Source organism: Microbacterium sp. NPDC080005, from assembly GCF_040702445.1.
GTDB classification, from domain to species: Bacteria; Actinomycetota; Actinomycetes; order Actinomycetales; family Microbacteriaceae; genus Microbacterium; species Microbacterium oleivorans_D.
The window spans coordinates 763,521-786,920 of the sequence record NZ_JBFBLD010000001.1 but is presented as its reverse complement, the minus strand read 5'-3'; the positions used below and the strand labels follow the sequence as shown (position 1 = coordinate 786,920).

Below are 23,400 nucleotides of genomic sequence, written 5' to 3'. Positions count from 1 at the left end.
GGTGACGGGACTGTATCTCGTCGCCCTGGTCGTCTCGGCACTCGGAGTGCTGACCGTCGACCTGCGGCACCGGCTCGCTCTCGGGGCCGCGCCCGGCAGGACGCTTCTCCTCGTCGCCTGCGGAACCGTCTTCCTGCTGATCTGGGACATCGCGGGGATCGCGACCGGTGTCTTCGTGCGGGGCGACAGTCCGCTCCTGCTCGGCGTGGACCTCGCCCCGCACCTGCCGCTCGAGGAGCCCGTCTTCCTCGCGTTCCTCTGCCACCTGACCCTCGTGGTGCACGCGCTCGCCACACGGATCGCAGCGCGCCGGCGAGACCGGCGGGAGGCGGCGTGACCTATCCGCTGCTCATCGTCCCGTTCGCGGCCGTCACTGTCATCGTGACCCTCGTCTCGCTCCGACGCCCGGGCGCCCGTGAGCGTTTCGTCGCCTCGCTGTGGACCGCGCTGGTGCTCATCGCCTTCACCGCGGTCTTCGACAATCTGATGATCGCCGCCGATCTGTTCACCTACCCGGAAAAGCACATCAGCGGCATCCGCGTCGGCCTCGCGCCGATCGAGGACTTCTCGTATCCGCTCTGCGCCGCATTCCTGCTGCCGGCGATCGGCGCGCTCCTGCCTTCGCGGACGGAGACCGCATGAGTCCGCTCATGTTCGCCCGTCAGCTGTTCGTCTCGTCGCGCCCGGTGAGCTGGATCAACACCGCCTACCCGTTCGCTGCGGCCTACCTGCTCAGCGCGCGTGAGGTCGACCTCGTGCTCGTGATCGGCACGCTCTTCTTCCTCATCCCCTACAACGTCGCGATGTACGGGATCAACGACGTCTTCGACTACGAATCCGACCTGCGCAATCCCCGGAAGGGCGGTGCGCACGGCGCCATCCTCGACAAGGGGCTGCACTCGGCCGTCCTCTGGACGTCGGGGCTCCTGTGCGCCCCCTTCGCCGTGTTCCTCATCGTCGCAGGTCCCCCGGCATCCTGGCTCGTCCTCGCTCTGAGCCTGCTCGCCGTCGTGTTCTACAGCGCACCGCCGTTGCGACTCAAGGAGCGTCCCTTCGCGGACTCCGTCACCAGCAGCATCCACTTCTTCTCACCCGCCGTGTACGCCCTCGTCCTCACAGGCGCGACCTGGACGCCGCAGCTCGTCATCGTGATCGTCGCCTTCGCCCTGTGGGGTGTGGCATCCCATGCGTTCGGCGCGGTCCAGGATGTCGTCGCCGACCGCGAGGCAGCGATCTCCTCCATCGCAACGGCGCGCGGCGCCGCCTGGACCGTGCGATTCGCCCTCGTCGCGTACGGCGCCGCCGGGATGCTCATGCTCGCGACCTCGTGGCCGGGCCCTCTCGCCGCGATCGTGGTGATCCCCTACCTCGTGACGGTGTGGCCGTACCGTTCCATCCGGGACGAGGATGCCGCGGCAGCCACCCGAGGCTGGGACCGCTTCCTGTGGCTGAATCAGATCGCGGGGTTCCTCGTGACGCTGATCCTGATCTGGTGGTGGCTGCTCAGTCGCTGAGCAGCCACCACTCGGATCGGTGCGGGGTCACTCCCCTTCGAGCTGGATGAGCCGGTTGATGATGTTCGTGAGCTGCTCGTCGAGCTGGCCGTAGGTCGCCCAGTCACCGGACTGCAGCGCCTCGTTGCGGTCCATCATCACCTGCTGCGCCTGGTCGAGCAGTCGCGCGAACTCGTCGCCGGTGCCCGGGGCGTCGGTCCCGCCGCCGTCATCGGTGGGCGTCGGCGTCGGCGTCGGTCCCGCGGATTCGGTCGGAGAGGGTGTGGGCGTGGTGCCGTCGTCGCCCGCGGTTGCACCGGAGTCGCCGCCGAAGAGCTGGTCGAGCGCCTCCTGCAGCGTGTCCTCGAAGGCGACCTCATCACCGAAGGCGACCAGGATCTTGCGCAGCTGCGGCAGCTGCGTGCCGCTGGAGGCCTGGACGAAGATCGGTTGCACGTACAGCAGACCGCCACCGACGGGCAGCGTCAGCAGGTTGCCGGGAAGCACCTGCGACTGACCCTGTCGCAGCAGGTTGACCTGCTGCGCGATGGTCTCGTTCGAGCTGAACGTGTTCTGCACCTGGCCCGGACCCGGCACGGAGACGTCGGCACTGATCTCGAGCATTCTGAGCTTGCCGTAGTCCGCGCTCTTCTCGCCCGCGGTGTTCCCTGCGTTCGAGTCGACCGCGAGGTACCCCATGAGGACGTTGCGCGCGTTGTCCCCCTCGGCGGCCGGGATGAACGACGTGAACATCGAATACGTCGGGTCGTCCTGGCCCGGCATCTGCATCGTCAGGTAGTACGGCGGCTGCAGGTTCGTCTCGGTCACGGGGTCCTGCGGGGTCCGCCACGCGTTGTCGCGTCGGATGAAGGACTGCGCGTCATCGACGTGGTACATCCCGAGCATCGCACGCTGCACCTTGAACAGATCCGTCGGGTAGCGCACGTGGCTCATGAGCTCCGCGGACATCTCGCTGACGGGCTTCAGCGTCGAGGGGTAGACCTTCTGCCACGCCTGCAGGAGCGGATCCTGGTCGTCCCACGCGTAGAGCGTCACCGAGCCGTCGTACGCGTCGACCGTCGCCTTGACCGAGTTGCGGATGTAGTTGACGTCGTCGAGAGCGACTCGCGGCTGCGTGTTCGTGGAATCCGAGATGGCGTCTCGCAGGCTGACGATCGAGGAGTAGGGGTAGTTGTTGCTCAGTGTGTAGCCGTCGATGATCCACACCACGCGGCCGTCGACGACACTCGGGTAGGGGTCGCTGTCGAGCTCGAGGTAGGGAGCGACCTTCTCGACGCGCTGGACCGGGTTGCGGTCGTACAGGATCTGGGACTGGTCGTTGATGCCGTCCGAGAAGAGGATGTCCGTCGACTGGAACTTCAGCGCGTACAGCAGACGGTTGAAGGGATTGCCCACGTCAGGCCCGCCGTCACCGGTGAACGTGTACCGGGTCTGACCGGCACCGTCCTCACCGCGCGGGTAGTCGAGCTCGACCGGGTCGCTGTCGGTGGGCGCACCGACGATCGAGTACGTCGGCGACGATTCGCCGAAGTAGATGCGCGGCTCGTAGTCGGACTCGGTCGTGAGGTCGCCCGAGGTCGGGATGCCGCGCTCGAGGAAGACGGGATCGCCGTCGGCGGTCCGATCGGTGCCCTTCGCGGCGACCATGCCGTACCCGTGCGTGTAGACGAGCGTGTTGTTGTACCAGGACTGCGCGTTGCCGAGCTGGTCGAGGTTGAGCTCCCGCACCGACACGACGGCGTCCTGCGTCTCGCCGTCGATCTCGTAGCGATCGACGTCGAGCGGGTCCGTGAACCGGTAGTAGGAGCGGTACTGCTCGAGCTGGCGGACGGTCGGGCCGATGATGGCGGGGTCCATGATCCGGAGGGATGCCGTGGTCTCGGCGTCTGCACGCAGCTGGCCCTGCTCCGCGGTGGTGACGGCCTCGTACTCGGTCTTGTCGAGGCCGTCGATGCCGTAGGCGAACTTCGTCGCCTCCAGGTTGCGTTCGACGTACGGCGCCTCGTACGTCTCGAGGTTCGGCGCCACCTGGAACTGGGTGACGGCCCAGGGGTAGGCGACGCCGACGACGAGCGAGGAGACGATGAGCAGTGCGGTGCCGATGAGCGGGAACCGCCAACGACCGATGATCGCCGTGACGACGAACAGGGCTGCGACGATGGCTGCCGCGACGGAGAGGATCCCGAGGCCGGGGATGACCGCGTTGACGTCGACGTAGCTCGCACCCGTGAAGCGGTCGCCCTGCGTGGTCAGGGTCTTGTACTGGTCGAGCCACAGGCTCGCCGCCTGCACGGCGAGGTACAGCGCGGCGACGATCGCCAGCTGGATGCGGGCGGCCTTCGAGATGCGGAGCTCGCGCTGACCGACGCGCACCGAGCCGTACAGATACGAGACGACGGCGGTGACCAACAGGCAGATCAGGAGGACGGCGGAGGCGAACCCGAGCACCACGCTGTAGAACGGCATCTGGAACAGGTAGAACCCGGTGTCGAGACCGAACTGGGGGTCCGTCATGCCGGTGGGGACCCCGTTGACCCACAGCCAGACGGTCTCCCACTGCGCCGACGCGGCGAAACCGGCGAAGAACCCGAAGAAGACGGGGATGCCCCACATCGCGAGACGGCGGAGGGGCTCGACCACTTCCTGGTAGTGGTCGAGCTGCGAGCTCAGCCGTGCGTAGACCGGTCGGAGCCGGTAGGCGAGCTGGATGGCCGCGAACACGGGGGCCGCCATGGCGACGAATCCGACGAGGAACATGATGACGCGGGCAGTCCACTGCGTCACGAGGACGCCGTCGAAGCCCAGCTGCCGGTACCACTGCCAGTCGGTGTACAGCCCAGCGAACGCGAAGAACGCGATCACCAGGACGACGAGCACGCCGACGGTGATGGCGATCGTGCGACGGACGGGATTCGGAGGAGTGGACGTGGCCGGTCCGGCAGGTGTCGAGGTCACCCCCTCATCCTAGGCGGGGGTCGTCACGGGCACGGCCGGGCCGGCTCCGCTCTGGGCGGAATCGCAGGGGCAGAGCGCGGGGGTGCTCAGCCGGCGCTGCAGACCGGGAGGTCGTCGACGCCGTCGCCCGTGCGGATCGCGTCGAGCGCGGCGAGCGAGTCGTCCAACGTCGACACGGGGATGACCCGGAGGTCGCCCGGGATGTGTCCCACGACCTCGTCGCAGTTCTTCTCCGGAGCGAGGAAGTACTCGGCGCCGGCATCCAGAGCGCCGTACAGCTTCTGACGGATGCCGCCGATAGGACCGATCGTCCCCGCCGAGTCGATCGTCCCGGTCCCCGCGACCTGCTCACCGCCGTTGAGCTCGCCGGGAGTGAGGGTGTCGATGATCCCGAGTGCGAACATCTGGCCGGCGCTGGGGCCGCCGATGCGGTCGAGCTGGATCGTGACGTCGATGGGGAACTCGAAGTCGCGCGCCGTGGTGATGCCGATGATCCACACCGGGCCGTCCGTCGACTCGGTCTGCACGGGCGTGACGCGGACCGTGCGTTCGGCGTCGTCGCGGCGGATCACGAGCTCGACGGGGTCCCCCTGCCCCGCGTTGATGACGGAGCGCAGCTGCGCCGTGTCCTCGATCGAGGTTCCGTCTGCGGAGACGATCTCGTCACCGACCTCGAGGATGCCGGTGGCGGGAGAGTCCTCGGTGAGCGCGCCGACGCCGACATGGGCGCGCACCGTGTAGCCCAGCTCCGTGAGAGCGGCAGCCGTGGCCTCCTTCTGCGAGTCGACCATGAGCGCTGCGTTCTCCTCGTTGCGCTGCTCGGTGGTCGTCCCGGCCGGGAACACCTGGTCGATCGGCAGCACGGCCTCGGACGCGTCGAACCACGCCATTGCGAGCTCGAACCACGACGGCGTGCGTTCCCGGGTACCCGCGATCTGCACGGTGGTGAGGTCGAGGGCGCCGGCCGTCGGATACGTCTCGGCACCGCGGACCGAGATGAGGGGCACGTCGTCACCATCGGCGTTCTCGACCGAACCGAGGGTGTTGACGACGGGTCCTTGGCGCTGGATGACGAACCCCGTGGGCAGGAAGCTCAGCACGAGGAGCGCCACCAGGGCGATCACGAGCGCCCACACACCGCCGGAGAAGCGGCGGGAGCGACGGGAGCGACGGGATGATCGCGGTGCGACGGGGGTATCGGCGTCCTCGAAGAGCGACACACGGGTCCTTCCTCCGGCGCTCGTTCGCGACCGGCGTACACGGGATGTCTCCCGCTCGGACCGGGCGGAGAAAACCTGCCATTAGCGTAGAACGAGACGTCTCCCCCCTGCTGAAAGGCGCCTGACATGACCGATGACGCGGACAAGACCGGCGACGATCTGCCGGGCGACGACGACCTCGCCGAGATGCTGCGGCGGATGCTGGGCGGTCAGGGCGGGATCGACCCGGAGCAGCTGCGTCAGCTGTCGGCCATGGGCATCGACCCGGCCATGATGCGGACGATCATGCAGCAGCTCCAGGCCGCCATGGCGGGCGACGGCGGAGACGACGGAGTCGACTGGTCGGCAGCGAGGACGCAGGCGCTGCACATCGCGAACCGCGACGGGCTCGGCATCACCGCGGGCGCACGGACGGAGTTCGATCAGGCCTTCGCCCTGGCAGCCCTATGGCTCAGCGAGGCGACGTCCATCGGCGAACTCGCGCAGACACCGCGCCCGATCACGCGGGGTCAGTGGGTCGAGGCGACGCTCCCTGTGTGGCAGGAGCTCGCCGAACCGGTCGCGAGCTCGATCAGCGATGCCCTGACGGCGGCGCTCGAGTCGCAGACCCCCGAGGAGATGCGTCCCGCCATCGAAGGCGCCGGGCGCCTCATGCGGCGCGTCGGCGGCGCCCTGTTCGCCGGTCAGCTGGGCGCGGTCATCGGCAAGCTCTCGCTCGAGGTGGTGAGCGGCGGCGACGTCGGCATCCCGTTGATGCCGACCGGCGAGGCCGCGATCCTCCCCCAGAACTTCGCCGACTTCGGACGCGACCTCGAGATCGAGGAGGATCAGCTGGCGCTCGTCCTCGCGACCCGTGAACTCGCTCACGCGCGGCTCTTCCGTCACGCGAAGTGGCTGCGTCTGCACGTCATCTCGCAGGTGACCGACTTCGCCCGTGGAGTGCACGTCGACACGGACGCCCTCGAGGACCTGGCCTCGCGCTTCGATCCTTCCTCCCCCGAGGAGCTGAGGGCCGCGATCGAGAGCGGCGCACTCCTGCCGCAGCGGTCCGAGGCTCAGGTCGCGGCCCTCACCCGGCTCGAGAACCTCCTCGCGACCATCGAGGGCTGGGTCGACGTCGTCACCGCCGATGCGACCACCCGGGTCCCCTCCGCAGATCGCATCGCCGAAGCGGTGCGTCGCCGACGTGCCGTCGGCGGTCCCGGCGAGCAGGCGATGGCGTCGCTCGTCGGTCTCGAGCTGCGCCCGCGCCGCCTGCGCGAGGCTGCGGCGATGTGGCGGGCCGTGACGGATGCCGTGGGCCCCGCGGTGCGCGATGGTCTCTGGGACTACCCCGACCTCATGCCCAGCGCCGAGGACCTCGACGACCCCGCGGGACTCGTCGCCCGGCTTCAAGCGCGGGAGCGCGGCGAGGCGCCCGAGCGGGACGCCTTCGACGACGCCCTCGAGGCGCTGCTCGAGGAGGAGACCGGCGGGCAGGACGACACGTCGTCGTCCGACGACCCGCACGACGGGGACACCGCCCCCGGCGGACCTCGACCCGTCTGAGGCCCGCCTCCTCCACAGGCGACAGCCGCGGCCGCGCGGCGGAGGATCTGTGGACGGCAGGGCGGCGGCCGGGCACATCCCGGTCAGAATCGCCCCATGCTCCGACTGGCTGCCTCCCATCCCCCGCTGTGGCGCACCCCCAGCAGTGTGCAGCTCGGCATCGACGATCGACGCCCCCTGACCGGCGTGCAGCCGTGGCAGGAGCGTCTGCTCGACGCCTTGGTGAGCGGCATCCCGGACGGCCGGCTCGTCCCGCTCGCTCGCGAGCTCGGAGCGAGCCCGGAGCAGGCGCGGGCGTTCCTCACGCAGATCGCGGACGCCCTGGTCACCGAGGCCGAGCCGGTGCCGCCGGTGCGCGTCGAGCTGCCCGCCGATCTCGGACACGACGACGAGCGGACGCTGCTGGCGGGCCTCGCCGGTGCCGGCCTCGAGATCGACGCGTGCGAACGGTGGCCGTTGCCGCCGGGCAGGGGCCCCGTCGTGGTCGTCGCCGCGCATCTCATCGACCCGCACCGCGCCGCGCGTCTCACCGCAGAGGACACCCCGCACCTCCCCGTCGAACTGGCCGGGGATCGAGTCGTCGTCGGCCCCTTCGTCGTCCCGGGCACCTCGGCCTGCATCGCGTGCCTGCACGCCGACCGGCGGGACAGCGATCCGGACTGGCCGCTCGTGGCGGCTCAGCTGCTCGCGCGACCGTCCGTGCCCACCGAACCGCTCCTCGCGGTCGAGGCGGCGGCGCTCGCCGCACGCATCCTGCGCACCGGGGACGCGGGGAGGTCGGTCGTCCTCACCGCGGCCGGCGGACAGCGCGAGACCCGCGTGCACCGCCCTCACGCAGCGTGCCTCTGCCGATCTCCTGAAGGAATCTGGAGCGCTGACGCTCACGATTCCCGGAACGCCGGGCCCACGACAGCGACAGCGTACGCGCGGCCCGCGTGACCCCGACGTAGGTCAGACGGCGCTCCTCGTCGATCTGCTCGAAGGTCGTCGCGTACGAGATCGGGAGCAGACCCTCGCTGAGCCCCATGAGGTGCACGTGCGGCCATTCGAGGCCTTTCGCGGCGTGCAGTGTCGCGAGGGTCACCGTCCGCATCGTCGGTTCGTGCTGCGCCTTCGCCCGCGCGGTGAGCTCGTCCGTGAACGCTCGAAGCGTCGTGCCGTCGGAGGCCTCCTCGGCCAGACGGAGCACGGCGGCGCGCGCCTCCCACGCATCGCGAAGCGCCCCGCCCGCGGGTGGCGCTTCATCCGTCAGCCCGAGTGAGCGGAGCACGTCCCGGACGGTCGCGAGGAACGATCCCGACAGTGGCGCGACGGAGGCACCGCGAAGGGCCAGCAGAGCCTGGCGGACCTCGGGAAGGTCCCAGAACCTCTTCCCGCCGAGGACCGTGGCCGGGATGCCGCGCGACGACAGCGCGGACAGCAGCGGGGCCGACTGGGCGTTCAACCGATAGAGGACGGCGATCTCTTGCGGATCGACCCCGGCGGCGATCTGCGCCGCGATCCGGTTCGCGATGCCGTCGGCCTCGGCGGCGTCGTCGTCGTACGCCGTCACCTCGGGCGCGGGCCCCGCCGGTGCCGAGGTGACCAGTTGCAGAGCGCCGGGACGACCGCGCATGAGCTCGTTCGCGACGGCGAGGACCGCGGCATCCGATCGATAGTTGCGTTCCAGCCGCACGACGGTCACATCGTCCTCGCGCGAGGCGAAGTCGAGGAGATACCGGGGGTCGGCGCCCGCGAACGAGTAGATGGTCTGGCTGGCGTCACCCACGACGCACAGGTCACGCCGGTCGCCGAGCCACAGCTCCAGGAGCCGGTTCTGCACCGGTGACACGTCCTGGAACTCGTCGACGGTGAAATGCCGGTACTGCTCGTGCACGGCTGCGGCGACTCGCGGCTCCGACTCGATCATCCCCGCGCACGCGAGCAGGACGTCCTCGAAGTCGAGCTGCCGGCGTTCGTCCTTCAGCTTCTCGTAGGTGCGCTGCAGCGCCAGAAGGGGGTCGAGGGCCAGACCCGGGATGCCGCCGGGACGGTCGATCGCGTACTGCTCGATCGACCGCATGGTGACCTTGCGCCACTCGATCTGCGAGGCGACGTCGCGCAGCGTGGAGGCGTCCAGCCGGAGGCCGATCCCGTCCGCGGCGTGCGAAAGAAGCCGCACCTTGCTGTCGACGATGGCGGGCGCGGTGTCACGGGCGACCTGCGGCCAGAAGAAGTTCAGCTGGGCGAGGGCGGCAGCGTGGAAGGTCCGCGCGGCGACACCCTCGACGCCGAGGGCCCGCAGACGCCCGCGCAGCTCCCCCGCGGCCTTCGTCGTGAACGTCACCGCCATGACCCGCTGCGGGGAGTAGGCGCCGGTGTCGACGCCGTGCGCGATCCGATGCGTGATGACACGGGTCTTCCCGGTCCCGGCGCCCGCGAGCACGCACACGTGGCCGCGCAGGGTCGATGCGGCTTCGCGCTGCCGCTCGTCGAGGTCCGCGAGGGGGTCGACGCTCACTCCCCCACCCACCGGAGGATGAGGCTCCGCGCGATGGACGCGCGGCCCGGCAGGCGGATCTCCCCTCGACCGGCGAGGGCGTCGCGGATCTCGTCGCGGCTGAACCATCGGACGTCGAGGATCTCCTCGCCGTCGGCGCGCGCCTCGTCGTCGGCGACCGCGTGGGCCGTGAACCCGAGCATGAGCGATCGCGGGTACGGCCACGCCTGCGACCCGCGGTAGACGACGCGATCGAGCCGGACCCCCGCCTCCTCCGCGACCTCCCTCTCGACGGTCGTCTCGAGGGATTCGCCCGCCTCGACGAATCCGGCGAAGGTCGAATACGTGGGGATGTCCCCCCACGCGGCGTTCCGGCCGAGGAGCAGCCGCTCGCCGTCGGCACTGGCGACGGCGACGATCACGGCGGGGTCCGTCCGCGGGAAGTGCTGCCGACCGCACTGCAGACAGCGGCGGGACCACCCGGCCTGCTCGATGCGCGTCTCTCCCCCGCACGCCGGACAGAACGGCGCGTCGATGAGCCACCGTCCGATGCTCAGACCCTGCACGAAGCGGCCGGCCTCATCGGGATCGAGGTCGCCGCCCAGGGCACGCAGGCCGCCCCACTCGACGTCCGCGATCGCGGGCTCGTCGGCGGATGACGGGAGTGCAGCGACCGCGAGGGCACGATGCGCGTCGTCACGACCGAGGAACGCCCACCGTGCCCCCTCGGGCACGACATCGGGTGCCACCCACCGCAGGGCGTTCGACGGCGCCACGGGGGCACGGTCGCCGTGCAGCAGGAGAACGCGGGTGTTCGCATCGGCGCGGATGCGCTCGAGCAGATTCTCGTCGAGCCGCTCCTCGGCCGCGCGGTCGATGACTGCGCGGGCCAGTGGCGGCGGGACGTCCTTCGTCGTCATCGAGGACCTCTCTTGCGGGCGTGGCGCCGGTGCGCCGGGGCGCGCCCCGCCTACCCTGGGGGGCATGGCACGCTCTCCTCTCACTCTAGCCGCGGCTGCCACGGCGGTCCTCTCGCAGGCGACGGGTGTGCGCACGAGCATCACGGGTGCCGCGACCCTCACCGAGGGCGCCGGCGGGCGGTTCGACAGCGCCGTGGTGCACCTCGACGACGGGACCCGTCTGGTGGTGCGGGTGCCCGAGAGCGACGAGGCCGAGGCGGAGGCCGTCCGCGAGACGACCGCGCTGGCCGCACTGACGGCGGGTGTCCGGGCCATGATCCCGTTCCGCGCCCCCGAGCACATCGGCCAGACGCGTCTGGGCTCGCGCACCGCGCGCGTGCAGACCCACCTGCCCGGCTATCGCGTCGACGCCACCCAGATCCCGCCCGGACGCGGTGTCGCCACGGCCATCGCCGCAGCGATCGCCGGCATCCACGATCTGCCTGCGTCGATCGTGCAGGGGGCGGGCCTCCCCGTGCGCACGGCCGCGCAGGTCCGCGCGGACACGGAGCGACTCCTCGATCGCGCCGAGGCGACCGGTCGCCTGCCGTTCGGACTCCTCCGTCGGTGGAGCCGCGCCGTCGCCCTGGACGCCCTCTGGCACGTCGAACCCACGGTGACCCTCGGCGGAGTGGACCCGTCCGCATTCACCGTGACCGACGTCGACGGGGTTCCCACGGTCGCGGGCCTGCTCACCTGGGGCGGTGTGAGCATCGGCGATCCCGCCGAGGACCTGCGGTGGATCGCGAGCGCGCCCGATGCGGCATCCGACGTCATCGTCGCGTACAGCTCCGCCGCCGGCCGCTCCCCCGACCCGATGCTCGCCGAACGGGCCCGCCTGCACGCTGAGCTCGAGTTCGCCAAGTGGCTGGTGCACGGCCACGATTCGGCTTCCGAGTCCGTCATGGCGGACGCCGTGACGCTGCTCGAGTCCTTGGACGAGAGTGTGCGCGACGAGCCGCCGATCGGCAGCGGGACGGTCAGCGTCGACGACGCCATCGCGGCGCTGGGGCGGGTGCCCGCAGGGGCCACCGACGCCGTCGACACGTCGATGCACACCGATGCGTACGATCCGGGACTCATCGACGACCTCGTCGATGACGACGCCCCCTCGGAGCCCGCCGCTGCCGGCACCCTCGACCAGGAGACCGAACCGATCGAGTTCAGCGACTGGCCTGGTGCAGACGAGGCCCCCGCCGCGGACGAGCGCGACCCCGACGACGCCGCGAAGAACGCGCTGCGCCGGTGGACGGGCACCGCCTGAGGGTTTCGTCGTCAGCCGCGGAGGATGATGCCGTCGGCCACGTAATAGAGCGCGACGTCGATCTGCTCCATCGGCACGCCGTGCTTCGCGTGGTACGCACGGCGGTAGAGCTCGAGCTGCAGCATCCGCTCCGTCCGCTCCGTCTCGGTGCGAGGCGGGCGCCCGGTCTTCCAGTCGACGATCTCGATCCGGTCGCCGCGGCGGTAGACGGCGTCCAGCTTGCAGATCACGACGTGCGGGCGACCGTCCCCCAGCGCGTCGGGGTCGACGAAGTCGATCTCCGTCTCGACCTCGATCGGCTGCAGGTCTCCCCACTCCGACGCGAGGAACGCCTGCCGGAGCCGGTTCAGCGCCTCCGCATCCGCAGGCGAGGTCGACGACACCGCATCATCGTCGTCATCCCACAGGACGTCGTCCGCCGAACGTCCGCGCCCCACGAGGCCCGAGCGCTGCTCGACCCACGCATGGAAGAGGGTTCCGAGGCGGGTCTGGCGGTACGGGCGCTCCGGCAGCGGCCGCGCAGCGGCGGTCGCGGCGGCCGCGTAGTCGGCCACGAAGTCCTTGAACCGGGATGCCGGGATGCGCGTGGGAGCGGGCTGAGCGCGCCCGGCCGCGCGTGCCGCACGTTCGGCGAGCAGGAGTTCCAGGTCGCGCGTCGGCGTCGCGGGCGGCAGCGACATCGCCTCTCGCACTCGCACCGCGGCATCCCGCACGCGTGTCGCCCGCGCGCCGAGCGGGTCGATGGGCCACGCCAAGGTCGCCCGCGCACCCTCGTAGGGGTTGTCCGTCAGGTCGGACTCCGGCAGCGGGGTCCCGAGCTCCTCGGCGATCTCACGCACGAAACGGCTGACCTCTCGCGGCTTCTTCGTCCCCGCCCACGGCGCCGCAGAGATCAACAGGTGCTCCCTCGCGCGGGTCACCGCGACGTAAGCGAGCCGGCGCTCCTCGGCGAGATGCCGCTCGCGGATGCCGTCCTTGAACACCCCGTGCTCCTTTTTCAGGTCCTGCTGCGTCGGGGCGTCGTGTGCGCGCCAGAGGAACTCCGGCAGCCACTCCCGGTCGCCGCGGAACGAGTACGGCAGCACACCGAAGCCGAGCCATCCCTGTGCGTCCCGGAGTGCCGCGGGCAGCTCGTCCTCGACGGCGCGGACGACGGCGACGGCATCCCATTCCAGGCCCTTCGATCCGTGGATCGTGAGGAGCTGGACGACATCGTCCTCGGGGGGCTCGGTGCGGGGGGCGAACTCGTCGATCCGCTCGGCGCGGTCCAGCCAGGCGAGCAGGCTGGGCAGCGATCCCCGCTCGTCGGTCTGCAGGAAGCCGTGCAACTCGTCGACGAAGGCCCGGAGCTGATCGGATGCCGTGCGCGCGGGACCGCGTGACTCGTTGGCCGCGAGCTCGATGTCGAGCCGGAGTTCGTTCTCGATGAGCCGGACGAGCTCCGGGATCGGCAAGGCGGCCGCCCGCCGCAACCCGGCGAAGACGGCACCGGCCTCACGCAGTCGCTCGCGCGCGGCGGGCGTGAAGCCACTCAGCCACCCGTGATCGGCCTTCTGGCGGGCGACGAAGTCGAGCGCGGCGACGAGCGAGCCACCCTCGTCGCCCGCGGATCCGCGGATGATCTCCGCCAGTTCCGGCGGAAGAGGCTGCAGGGCGGTGTCATGGCGGACCAGGCGTGCCGCCACCTGCGCGAGCTCTCGCAGGTCGGCGAGGCCGATCGACCAGCGGGGTCCGCCGAGCAGGCGGATCAGGGCGGAACCGGCCCGCGGGTCGCTGATGACCCGGAGCGCCGAGACGACATCCACGACCTCCGGTGTCGACAGCAGTCCGCCGAGCCCCAGGATGCGATGCGGGATGCCGCACCGTCCGAGGGCTTCCGCGAAACGCAGCATGTGCTTCTTGCTGCGCAGGAGGACGGCGCCTGTCGTCGCCCGTCCGATGCGGCGACGTTCCTCCCGCACCACCCCGAACCACTCGGCGACCGCATCCGCCTCGGCGTCGACATCGTCGCGGACGACGATGTCGACCCTGCCGTCGGGAGCGCCCGGACGCGGACGGAGTGATCCCACGTCGACAGGGGCGTCGAGAGGAGCGAGCACCGCGCCCGCCGCGCGCAACACGTCGACGCCGTTGCGCCAGCTGGTGAGCAGCGCATAGGTGCGTCCCTCCGCATGCGGGTCGAACGTCCGAGCGAAGTCGCCGAGGTTGCCGGCGCTCGCTCCGCGCCATCCGTAGATCGACTGATGAGGGTCGCCCACAGCCATGACGGCGGTGCCCCCGAAGAGCGTCGCGAGGAGATCGGTCTGCACGACCGACGTGTCCTGGTACTCGTCGAGCAGCACGACCCGGTAGCGTTCGCGGAGCTCCGCGGCGACGGCCGGATGCGACCGCACGACCTGCAGGGCGCCGGAGACCTGGTCGGAGAAGTCGATGAGCCCCCGACGACGCTTCTCCGCCTCGTAGGTCCGGGCGAGCTCGACGAGGACGGAAAGTCCCGAGACCTTCTCGGCCGCCGTGCGGACGTCGGTGTAGACGGTGGTCCCGGCCCGCTGGCTCGGCCGCTCCAACACGTCCTGGAACTCGGCGGCGAAGGCCTCGATGTCCGTCGGATCGACGAGGTTGTCGACGCTGTCGCGGGCGAGGCGCAGCGCGGCGTCGATGATCGTGGACGGACGTTCCGCGCGATCGGGCAGACGGGGATCATCGGAGGACAGGACGACCTGCCGCATGAGCAGCCATGCCGCGGATTCACTCAGTACGACCGCTTCGGCGTCGCGACCGATCCGAACGGCGTTCTCGCGCACGATGGCGTCGGCGAAACTGTTGTAGGTCGAGACCGCCGGCCGCTCCAGGAGGCCGTCCGCCCCATCCGGTGCCGCCGGGGGCGGGGCGAGTGCATCAAGAGCCGCACGCCGTGCGGACTCAGGCGCGCCTGTCCGCTCGAGCTCGCCGAACACGTCGAGGCGGCCCTCGGCGTGAAGGCGCCCCAGGTGCGGCAGCAGGCCGCGCTGTTCGAACTCCGCAAGCCGTCGCAGACGTGATCCGATGCGCTCCGCGAGCTCGCCGGCGGCCTTCCGCGTGAAGGTCAGCCCGAGCACCTCGTCGCGGCGCACCAGCCGGTTCGCAACGAGCCACACGACGCGACCGGCCATCGTCTCGGTCTTGCCGCTGCCAGCGCCCGCGACGACGAGCGCAGGCGACAAGGGCGCCGAGATGACAGCTGACTGCTCTGGCGTGGGAGGGAACTGCCCGAGGGCCGCGGCGACGGCCTCGGGGCTGAGGACGGCCGGGATCACGCGGAGCTCACCGGCCCGATCGTATGGATGCGGCACAGCCCCCGTGTGTGGTCGTCGCGGCAGTGCTCCTCGAAGGGGGCGATGAAGGTGGTGCCGCGCATGATCCGCACCGCGTCGTCGACCCGGCCGAGGAACGCAGCACGCGTCTCGTCGTCGAACGGCTCCTGCCGCGGCTCGGCGTAGGGTCCGTTGCGTGTCCCTTTGAGCACCAGCAGCTTCGCACCGCCGGCTTCTGCACCCACCGCCGCGGGGATCGCGCCGCGCTCGAATGCGAGCTGGTAGGCGGCGAGCTGCGGGTTGTCGGTCGCCGCACGATCGCTGGTCGCCTCACTGCGCCCCGTCTTGAGGTCGACGATGACGACGCGACCGTCGCTGGTCCGCTCGACGCGGTCGATGTAGCCCGAGAGGATCGCCGGGTGGGCGGCATCCGGAACCGGGAGCTCGACCTCGAAGTGCGGCTCGGCGCCCACCAGGGTCGTGCCCGCCCGCTCCGTGTCGCGCAGATACGCGGCCAGGCGCGAGACCAGATCGCGCGCACGACGGCGCTCGGCCTCGTCGATCCACGGCGCCTCGAACTCCAGCTGCGCCCAGCCGGCCTCGACGTACGACCAGAGCGCATCCTCATCTGCGGTGGCGACGTGCTCGAGGGCGCCGTGGAGCAGGGTGCCGAGGCCCGCGACGGCGGTTCCGGGGTCTCCGCCCAGGTCACCGATGGCCCAATCCAGCTGGCACTGCTCGAGCGCGTGGATACGGGACGGCGAGACGCGCAACGGCGCCGCGTCGAGGTCTCGCAGCGCCGCGGTGCTCGTGGGATCGGCGAGGCCGTACCACTGGGCCGGGTCTGCTCCGGGCACACCGGCCGCCGCCAGGAGCGCGAGCTGACCCGCGGCATCCGCCTGATCCGCGTCCGAGGACCGTGGGTCGGTCAGGCGTCGCCGGTGAGCGGCGACGAGGCCGCGGAGGGTCAGCGGGTGCTCCGCCGATCGCGGTGCCGGCGAGGCGGGCGGCAGGAGGTCGAACAGGACGCTCGGTCCGGTGTCGTCGTCGTCCACGGCCGTGACGATGAGTCGTGAGCGCGCTCGCGACACCGCCCGCGCGAACAGCCGGAGCTCGTCGTGCAGCACACTCCGGCGGCGATCCGCCGTGTCGAGCTCCGTGTCCTCCTCGGCCAATCGCGCCGTCTCGAGCAGGCTGCCCCGCAGTCGGAGGTTCGGCCACACACCGTCCTGCACCCCGGCGACGACGACGGTGTCGAACTCGAGTCCGAGCGCGGCAGCGGGCGTGGAGATCTGCACGCCCGTCGCGACGGTACCCGTACGCAGGCGGTCCTCGGCCACTTCCGAGTGCAGGAGCGCCCGCAGGTGGTCGACGGGGGCTGTGCCATCCTCCCGCTCGCCGTGGCGCTTCGCCGCCTCGAACAGGGCGACCACCGCATCGAGGTCGCGGCGCGCCTGATCGGCCAAGGGCCCCTGTCCGTCGGCGAGCGTGCGCAGCTGGCGCTCGAGCCCGCGCTGCTCCCACACCGTCCACAGCAGCTCGTGCGCCGTCGCACCGGACCGGATCTGCTCGGCCACGTCGGCCAACGTCCGAGCGAGACGGGCGGCCCGCCGGGCCTCGGGGGTGTCGATGACATCGAACTCCACGGGGTGACGCACACCCGAGGCGAGGAGCTCGCGCGCGGACCGCTCGCCGCCGCCGCGGAGTTCCGCATGACGCAGCGCCGCGCGCAGCCGCCGGAGCTCGACCGGGTCGAGACCGCCGCCGACGAGCACGTCGAGGACGTCGTCGTCGGTGCGGACCTCCTCGGTCACCGCTGCGAGGTCGACGGCCCGAAGGAGGTCCCGGACGATCGGCGTCTCGGCGAGGGCGCGCGCCGGACCGACGGCCGCCGTCGGCACGTCCCGCGCCGACAGTTCCGCCTCCAGTGCGTTCACCTGGCGGGAGTCGTGGGCGATGACGGCCAGCTGCTCCCAGGGCACACCGTCGTGAACGTGCCGCTCGCGGAGCGCGCGGGCGATGAGATCGAACTCCTCCGCCCCCGAGCGGAGAGAGAAGGCGCGCACGCTGTCGTCCGGGTCGACGCCGGCGGGCGGATGCCGGTGGGCCACGAGGCCCGCAGCGCCGATGCGCGAGGTGATCTGAGCGACGATGTCCCGCTGAGCGGCGGTGCCGCGATGGACGCGGTCCAGGACGTGGGTCTGCGTCGCGAGGCGGGCGAAGTTCTCTGGGCGCGCGCCGCGGAAGGAGCCGGAGCCGACATCGGGATCGCCGAACGCGAGCACCGCGACCCCCCGCGCCCGACAGGCCTCGAGCACCTCCACGCCGCCCAGCGTCAGCTCCTGCGCGTCGTCGACGAGGATCACGCGCAGACCCGACACCGCCCCGAGCGCCGGCGAGCCCACCGGCGCGTCGCGCAGCAGTCCGACCGCCTCACGAACGAGTCCCGCCGCGTCCCGGTGCGCGCCGCGCATCCGCGCGCGGACGGCGCGGTACTCGCGTGCGAAAGACGCGAGCGAGGCCCACACCGGGCGATCCGTGGCCGCGGCACGCGCCGCGAGTTCGTCGGGCTCGATGCCGAGCGTCGTCATCTCCGCGAGGAAGGCGCGGATCTCGGCACGCAGCCCGGACGTGCCCCGGATGTCTGCCGGAAGCCAATCGGGCCATCGCGACGGGCCCGTGGCCTCGTCCTCCGCGTCTCCCATCAGCAGGTCCGCGATGATGCGGTCCTCATCGGGCCCGGTGAGCAGCTGCGGCGGCTCCTCCCCCGCGTGGACAGCGTGCGACCGCACCACCTGGTAGGCGAACGCCGGCACGGACCGGGCGAGCGGCCCACTCGTCGCGACGCCGACGCCGACGGCGAGTCGATCGCGCAGCGCGGTCGCCGCCGACCGTGTCGGCGTGAGCACGATGATCTCGTCCGGACGCATCCCGTCGTCGATGAGGGCGACGACACGGGCGACGAGGGTCGCCGTCTTGCCTGCCCCCGGCGCACCGATCACGACACCCGACGTCATCGGATCGAGCTGCACCACCGCCTGCTGCGCCGCATCGAGGACGAACGGCGGTGCGGGCATGCGATCCACGGTAATCGGCACCGCCGACACCCGTCGCGCAGCGGACCGCGCGTCGCACGTCGGCACGTTCGCCGACAGCGAGCGGCTGCGCGCGTCCCGCCCCGAGCCGGTGTCGTAGGCTCGAGACGCGCCCGGAGACCCGGGCCGGGAAAGGCAGGCACCACCGTGGAGATCCGCATCGGCATCGCGAACTCGCGCGAGCTCGGCTTCGACTCGAACGAGACGGCCGACGCCGTGAAGCAGACCGTCACCGCCGCTCTCGACAGCGGCGCGACCTACGTGACCCTCACCGACTCCAAGGGCGCCACCTACGTCATCCCCACCGCCGGCATCGCATTCGTCGAGGTCGGCACCGACCAGTCGCGCCGCGTCGGCTTCGTCGCCTGACATGCTGATCGTCCTGGCGCTGGTCTTCGGGGCGATCGGGGGGACGGCCGTGCACTTCGCGCTCCCGCAGCGCGCGCTGCGGGGTGTCGCAGTCGGCCCTCTGCTGGGTGCGTCCTCCGGCACCGCTACCTGGACCGCGCTGACCTGGGCGGGCCTCGGTCCCGATGCGGGATGGATCTGGCTCGCCAGCATCCTCCTCCCCATCGTGCTGACCGCCGCGGCGCTCACCCTCGTCTCGCGCTCGCGCGCTTCGCGCGACGCGCGCACCCGCCGCGAGCTCGGCATCGCCTGAGTTCCCCGCAGGCGGCCCCGGTCAGGCGTCGAGGCCGATGCTCGTCATGCGGCGCGAGTGCGCCCCCAGCAGCTGGGTGAACACGGGCTCCACCTGCTTCTCGTCGTCCCGGTCGAGGGCGCCCGGTCGTTCGGAGGTACCCGGTCGCAGTGCGGCCCGGGCGACGAGGAGGGTGTCTCCGACGAGGCGCCTCCCCCACAGGCTCAACAGCGAACGCAGTTCATCGTCGGCGGAGATGGCGTCGGTGATGATGCCCACGAGCGGCGACCGGTCGGCATCCGCTCGGAGGATCGCCGCCGCGCGGCGTCCCGTCTCGCCGTAGCTGCCGGACAGCGACAGGTAGAAGTCGTCGAGCAGGCCCGCCGTCAGGTGGACCGACAGCATCGTCTCGAGAGCTCGCGCGCCGTGAGTGGCCCGGCGGAACGCGTCGAGCGGCTCGCGGAACGGCAGCATGAGTTCGAGGGGATCCTCGCCGCGATCGCGGATGAGAGCGACGAGCGCCTGGTGCTTGGACAGCGCCGCCCCTGCGGCCCGCGAGAGGGATTCCTTGTGAGCGAGCTCCGGGCTGCGCTCGATGACGGAGCTGAGCGTCTCGACGTACCCCAGCTGCAGGTAGGCCGCCTGCCCCAGGTAGGTGGCGACGTCGGGCGCGAGCTGCTCGAAGTCCACACGACGGACGTCGCTCGCCTCGTCGCGCGAGCGCAGCCGTAGGATGCGACCGGGGGGCCGCCGCTGCCAGAACCACCTCACCACGGCACCAGCCTACGGGGCCGGGCGCACCCCTCCGGTAGGGTGGATGCGTCCCGGCGTCGGATCGGGACCCCGCGCCTGGGGCTGAGTGAAGGGCGTGGACCCTCATCACGGCGGCGTCTCACCGCCAGACAGGCACGGAAGCAGTCATGACCACGTTCGCAGACCTCGGAGTCGACCAGGACATCGTCGACACCCTCGCCGACAAGGGCATCGTCGACACCTTCCCGATCCAGGAGCAGACGATCCCCCTCGGCCTGCCGGGTCAGGACATCATCGGCCAGGCCAAGACGGGCACCGGCAAGACGTTCGGCTTCGGGATCCCCGTCGTCCAGCGTCTGGGCCTGAACCCCGAGCCGGGCGTGAAGGCCCTCATCGTCGTTCCGACCCGTGAGCTCGCGGTCCAGGTCTACGAAGACATGGACATGCTGACCTCGGGCCGCGCGACGAGTGTCGTGGCCATCTACGGCGGCAAGGCCTACGAGGGTCAGATCGACCAGTTGAAGGCCGGCGCGCAGATCGTCGTCGGCACCCCCGGCCGCCTCATCGACCTGAACAACCAGCGGCTGCTCGACCTGTCGAACGCGACCGAGGTCGTCCTCGACGAGGCCGACAAGATGCTCGACCTCGGGTTCCTCCCCGACATCGAGAAGATCTTCCAGAAGGTCGCGCCGGTCCGGCACACGATGCTCTACTCGGCGACCATGCCCGGCCCCATCGTGGCCCTCGCCCGCCGGTTCATGTCGAACCCCATCCACATCCGCGCGAGCGACCCCGACGAGGGCCTCACGCAGGCGAACATCAAGCACCTCGTCTACCGCGCGCACTCGCTCGACAAGGACGAGGTCATCTCCCGCATCCTGCAGGCCGAGGGTCGCGGCAAGACGGTCATCTTCACCCGTACCAAGCGGGCCGCGCAGCGTCTCGTCGACGAGTTGAACGACCGCGGCTTCAGCGCCGGCGCCGTGCACGGCGACATGAGCCAGGAGGCGCGCGAGCGCTCCATGGCCGCGTTCAAGGCCGGCAAGCGCGATGTCCTCATCGCCACCGACGTCGCCGCCCGCGGAATCGACGTCGACGACGTCACGCACGTGATCAACCACACGATCCCCGACGACGAGCAGACCTACCTGCACCGCGCCGGCCGCACCGGCCGTGCCGGGAAGACCGGTATCGCCGTGACGTTCGTCGACTGGGACGATCTGCACAAGTGGGCCCTCATCAACCGTGCGCTGGACTTCGGTCAGCCCGAGCCCGTCGAGACCTACTCGTCGAGCCCGCACCTCTACACGGACCTCGACATCCCGGCGGGCACGAAGGGACGCATCGCCACGGCGCCCAAGTCGGCCCCCGCACGCTCATCGGCCGCACCGGAGCGGGCTGCTGACGCGGCGGCCGACCAGTCCGGCGAGGCCGGCACGCGCCGTCGTCGCCGGCGGCGCTCCGGTGGCGGCGAGGCGAAGGTCGGCTCGACGTTCGCCGAGGGGGCGGATGCCGCGGCATCCGACTCGTCCGCGGGTTCGGGTGACACGCAGGACCGCACCGCCGACGGGGCCGGCACGCACGACGGAGCCGGCAAGGAGCACCACGACGGCAAGCCCGCTCCGGCACGCCGGCGCCGCCGTCGTCGCGGCGGATCCGGCGCCGGGGCGCCGGTCGCCGGCGCCTGATCACCTGTCGTCGCGCTAAGGCGTGACGAGCGAGCTCCCCGTCCCGAGGGCGACGATCCGCGCGATCGCGGCCTCGGGCGTGGTGTTCTCCCCGGGGACGTTGGGTTTGCCGCGACCGTGATAGTCGCTCGAGCCCGTCGCGATGAGATCGTGCTCCACGACGAGTCTGCGGAGCGTCCCGAGGGCGGGCTCCGTGTTCTCACGGTGCCCGAGTTCGAACCCGGCGAGGCCCGCATCGAGCATGCCGCGAACGAGGCGGTCGGGCAGCAGCCCCGCCCGACCGGCGGGGTGCGCGATGACGGGCACGCCGCCGGCGCCCGCGACGGCCGCGACGGCCGTGACCGGGTCGGGTGCGTACAGCGCGACGTAGTAGTCGCTGCGCGGTGACAGGATGCCGCTGAACGCCTCGCCGCGGTCGCGGACGTGACCGCGGGCGACCAGGGCGTCGGCGATGTGCGGCCTCCCCACCGTCGCCCCTTCGGCCGTCTGCGCCTCGATGTCCTCCCACGTGAGGGCGTAATCGCGGCCGATCCGGTCGGCCATCGTCCGGGCTCGGGTGAGCCGGGATTCCCGGATGCGGTCGGTCAGTGCCCGCAGACCCGCGTCGTCGGGATCGATGAGGTAGGCGAGCACGTGCACGCTCCGCCATTCATGGCGCGCCGAGAGCTCCATCCCCGGCAGGAAGGACATGCCGAGCGAGACGGCGGCATCGGCCGCCTCGGCCCACCCCGACGTCGTGTCGTGATCGGTGAGCGCCGCGGTGCGGATGCCGTGCCGGTGGGCCGCCGCCATGACTGCGGCGGGGGGCTCGGTCCCGTCGGAGTGATCCGAGTGCAGGTGCAGGTCGCCGGGCGCGAGCGGGCCCGAGGGAGCGACGGACCCGGCGGACATGATCTCGAGCGTACCGCGCGCAGAAACTCCCCAGCCTGCCCGCCTAATGTCGTGGTGTGCTGCGACTGACGGGGATCCTCTTCACGATCGCCACCGCCATCGTCGCCGCCGTGCTGACCTGGCCGCAGTTCTTCCGTCTCGAACAGACCTTCCCGATCGCGCAGTTGGTGTCGTTGCGCCCGGTGGTCGCGCTCGCCTTCGCGGTCCTCGCGCTCGTCGGGCTGCTGATCTGCCTGGGGCGGCGCTCGCGCGGCTTCGGCGCCGGGCTCGCGATGATCGGCGTCCTGGCCGCGGGGGCGAACGTCGGCATCCTGGTGGTCCGCGGTGTCGGCACGACCGGACTCCCCGAGAAGACCGCGGACAGCATCCGCGTCATGACGTGGAACACCGCCGGTCCCGCCACCGACGTCGACGCCGTCGTCACGACGGCGATCGCGATGGACGTCGACATCGTGGCACTCCCCGAGACCAATGACGACACGGGTGAGGCGATCGCGATCGCGATGCGCGACCGCGGCAACCCGATGTGGGTGCACGAGGAGAACTACCAGGGCTGGGACGCCACCTACACGACGCTGCTCATCTCCCCCGACCTCGGCGACTACGCGGTCGTCGAATCGGATGCGTCGGGGACGACGAACACCTCGGTCGTCCCGAGCGTCGTCGCGATGCCCGTGAACGGGGACGGGCCGATCGTCGTAGCCGTCCACGCCGTCGCCCCGCGCCAGGGCGACATGGACCAGTGGCGCAGCGACCTCCGCTGGATCGCGGACCAGTGCGCGAGCGACGACGTCATCATGGCGGGCGACTTCAACGCGACCGTCGACCACATGAGCCGTCTGGGGACCGGCGGCGGCACGATGGGCCGCTGCCACGACGCCGCCTCGGCCACCGGCAACGGAGCCGTCGGCACGTGGGACACCGCCTGGCCTGCTCTGATCGGGACGCCGATCGACCACGTGATGACGACGGATGCGTGGCGCGCCAGCGGTTCCGTGGTCGTCACCTCGCTCGACGGCTCGGGCGGCGACCACCGTCCGGTGATCGTGCAGTTGGAGCGGGCGGGCTGACGTCCCGCACAGTCGGTGCGAGACTGGGACG

Annotated in this window: 17 protein-coding genes; 9 read left to right on the top strand and 8 right to left on the bottom strand. The window is 71.3% G+C overall.

Translation table 11 applies throughout. The features are described 5' to 3' along the window. Position 1: 1 nt before the first annotated feature. The 3 genes from AB0259_RS03705 to AB0259_RS03695 are packed head-to-tail and all read left to right on the top strand — an operon-like array spanning position 2 to position 1,514. Complete coding sequence (locus AB0259_RS03705) at positions 2-337, top strand: lycopene cyclase domain-containing protein (protein ID WP_366220573.1); 336 nt, start codon at positions 2-4, stop codon at positions 335-337. Beyond that, on the top strand, positions 334-642 hold the full coding sequence (locus AB0259_RS03700) for a lycopene cyclase domain-containing protein (protein ID WP_366220574.1): 309 nt from the start codon (positions 334-336) through the stop codon (positions 640-642). Before AB0259_RS03705 ends, AB0259_RS03700 begins: the two co-directional genes overlap by 4 nt. Next, positions 639-1,514 carry a prenyltransferase gene (locus AB0259_RS03695; protein WP_366220575.1) on the top strand — a complete coding sequence of 292 codons (876 nt, stop codon included), beginning with the start codon at positions 639-641 and terminating at the stop codon, positions 1,512-1,514. Before AB0259_RS03700 ends, AB0259_RS03695 begins: the two co-directional genes overlap by 4 nt. Positions 1,515-1,541: 27 nt before the next feature. Here AB0259_RS03695 and AB0259_RS03690 read toward each other — a convergent pair whose 3' ends face one another. Further along, entirely contained in the window at positions 1,542-4,469 is a 2,928-nt protein-coding gene (locus tag AB0259_RS03690) for a UPF0182 family protein (RefSeq protein ID WP_366220576.1), read from the bottom strand. A gap of 86 nt (positions 4,470-4,555) precedes the next feature. Continuing rightward, positions 4,556-5,689, bottom strand: a complete 1,134-nt coding sequence (locus AB0259_RS03685) for a S16 family serine protease (RefSeq protein WP_366220577.1) — start codon at positions 5,687-5,689, stop codon at positions 4,556-4,558. Positions 5,690-5,815: 126 nt separating this feature from the next. Between AB0259_RS03685 and AB0259_RS03680 the strand changes: the two genes are divergently transcribed. Continuing rightward, positions 5,816-7,237: a zinc-dependent metalloprotease gene (locus AB0259_RS03680; RefSeq protein ID WP_366220579.1), complete on the top strand. Its 1,422-nt coding sequence runs from the start codon at positions 5,816-5,818 to the stop codon at positions 7,235-7,237. A gap of 787 nt (positions 7,238-8,024) precedes the next feature. On the opposite strand, the gene AB0259_RS03675 is transcribed toward AB0259_RS03680, so the two are convergent. Then, positions 8,025-9,737, bottom strand: a complete 1,713-nt coding sequence (locus tag AB0259_RS03675; protein WP_366220581.1) for an ATP-dependent helicase — start codon at positions 9,735-9,737, stop codon at positions 8,025-8,027. Continuing rightward, entirely contained in the window at positions 9,734-10,636 is a 903-nt protein-coding gene (gene nudC / locus AB0259_RS03670; protein WP_366220582.1) for an NAD(+) diphosphatase, read from the bottom strand. Before nudC ends, AB0259_RS03675 begins: the two co-directional genes overlap by 4 nt. Before the next feature lie 64 nt (positions 10,637-10,700). On the opposite strand from nudC, the gene AB0259_RS03665 reads away from it, so the two are divergent. Continuing rightward, the gene (locus tag AB0259_RS03665) at positions 10,701-11,939 is read left to right on the top strand and encodes a phosphotransferase (RefSeq protein ID WP_366220584.1); all 1,239 of its coding nucleotides are present in this window, start codon (positions 10,701-10,703) and stop codon (positions 11,937-11,939) included. 11 nt (positions 11,940-11,950) lie between these two features. Here AB0259_RS03665 and AB0259_RS03660 read toward each other — a convergent pair whose 3' ends face one another. Both AB0259_RS03660 and AB0259_RS03655 read right to left on the bottom strand, forming a co-directional pair. Then, the gene (locus tag AB0259_RS03660) at positions 11,951-15,235 is read right to left on the bottom strand and encodes an ATP-dependent DNA helicase (RefSeq protein ID WP_366220585.1); all 3,285 of its coding nucleotides are present in this window, start codon (positions 15,233-15,235) and stop codon (positions 11,951-11,953) included. Continuing rightward, positions 15,232-18,309: an ATP-dependent DNA helicase gene (locus AB0259_RS03655; protein ID WP_285875932.1), complete on the bottom strand. Its 3,078-nt coding sequence runs from the start codon at positions 18,307-18,309 to the stop codon at positions 15,232-15,234. The genes AB0259_RS03660 and AB0259_RS03655 overlap by 4 nt, the downstream gene beginning before the upstream one ends. Positions 18,310-18,474: 165 nt before the next feature. On the opposite strand from AB0259_RS03655, the gene AB0259_RS03650 reads away from it, so the two are divergent. Together AB0259_RS03650 and AB0259_RS03645 are read left to right on the top strand one after the other, a co-directional pair. Next, a complete protein-coding gene (locus tag AB0259_RS03650; protein ID WP_064001825.1) occupies positions 18,475-18,696 on the top strand; it encodes a DUF3107 domain-containing protein in 222 nt (73 codons plus the stop codon). 1 nt (position 18,697) lies between these two features. Beyond that, positions 18,698-18,988: a hypothetical protein gene (locus AB0259_RS03645; RefSeq protein ID WP_366220588.1), complete on the top strand. Its 291-nt coding sequence runs from the start codon at positions 18,698-18,700 to the stop codon at positions 18,986-18,988. A 21-nt stretch (positions 18,989-19,009) separates the two neighbouring features. Here AB0259_RS03645 and AB0259_RS03640 read toward each other — a convergent pair whose 3' ends face one another. Beyond that, positions 19,010-19,741, bottom strand: a complete 732-nt coding sequence (locus AB0259_RS03640; RefSeq protein WP_251580329.1) for a ferritin-like fold-containing protein — start codon at positions 19,739-19,741, stop codon at positions 19,010-19,012. Between the two features lie 146 nt (positions 19,742-19,887). Between AB0259_RS03640 and AB0259_RS03635 the strand changes: the two genes are divergently transcribed. Continuing rightward, entirely contained in the window at positions 19,888-21,408 is a 1,521-nt protein-coding gene (locus tag AB0259_RS03635; protein ID WP_251580327.1) for a DEAD/DEAH box helicase, read from the top strand. A 15-nt stretch (positions 21,409-21,423) separates the two neighbouring features. On the opposite strand, the gene AB0259_RS03630 is transcribed toward AB0259_RS03635, so the two are convergent. Beyond that, complete coding sequence (locus AB0259_RS03630; RefSeq protein WP_366220590.1) at positions 21,424-22,299, bottom strand: PHP domain-containing protein; 876 nt, start codon at positions 22,297-22,299, stop codon at positions 21,424-21,426. A gap of 56 nt (positions 22,300-22,355) precedes the next feature. On the opposite strand from AB0259_RS03630, the gene AB0259_RS03625 reads away from it, so the two are divergent. Continuing rightward, positions 22,356-23,369 carry an endonuclease/exonuclease/phosphatase family protein gene (locus tag AB0259_RS03625; protein ID WP_366220591.1) on the top strand — a complete coding sequence of 338 codons (1,014 nt, stop codon included), beginning with the start codon at positions 22,356-22,358 and terminating at the stop codon, positions 23,367-23,369. Positions 23,370-23,400: the final 31 nt, after the last annotated feature.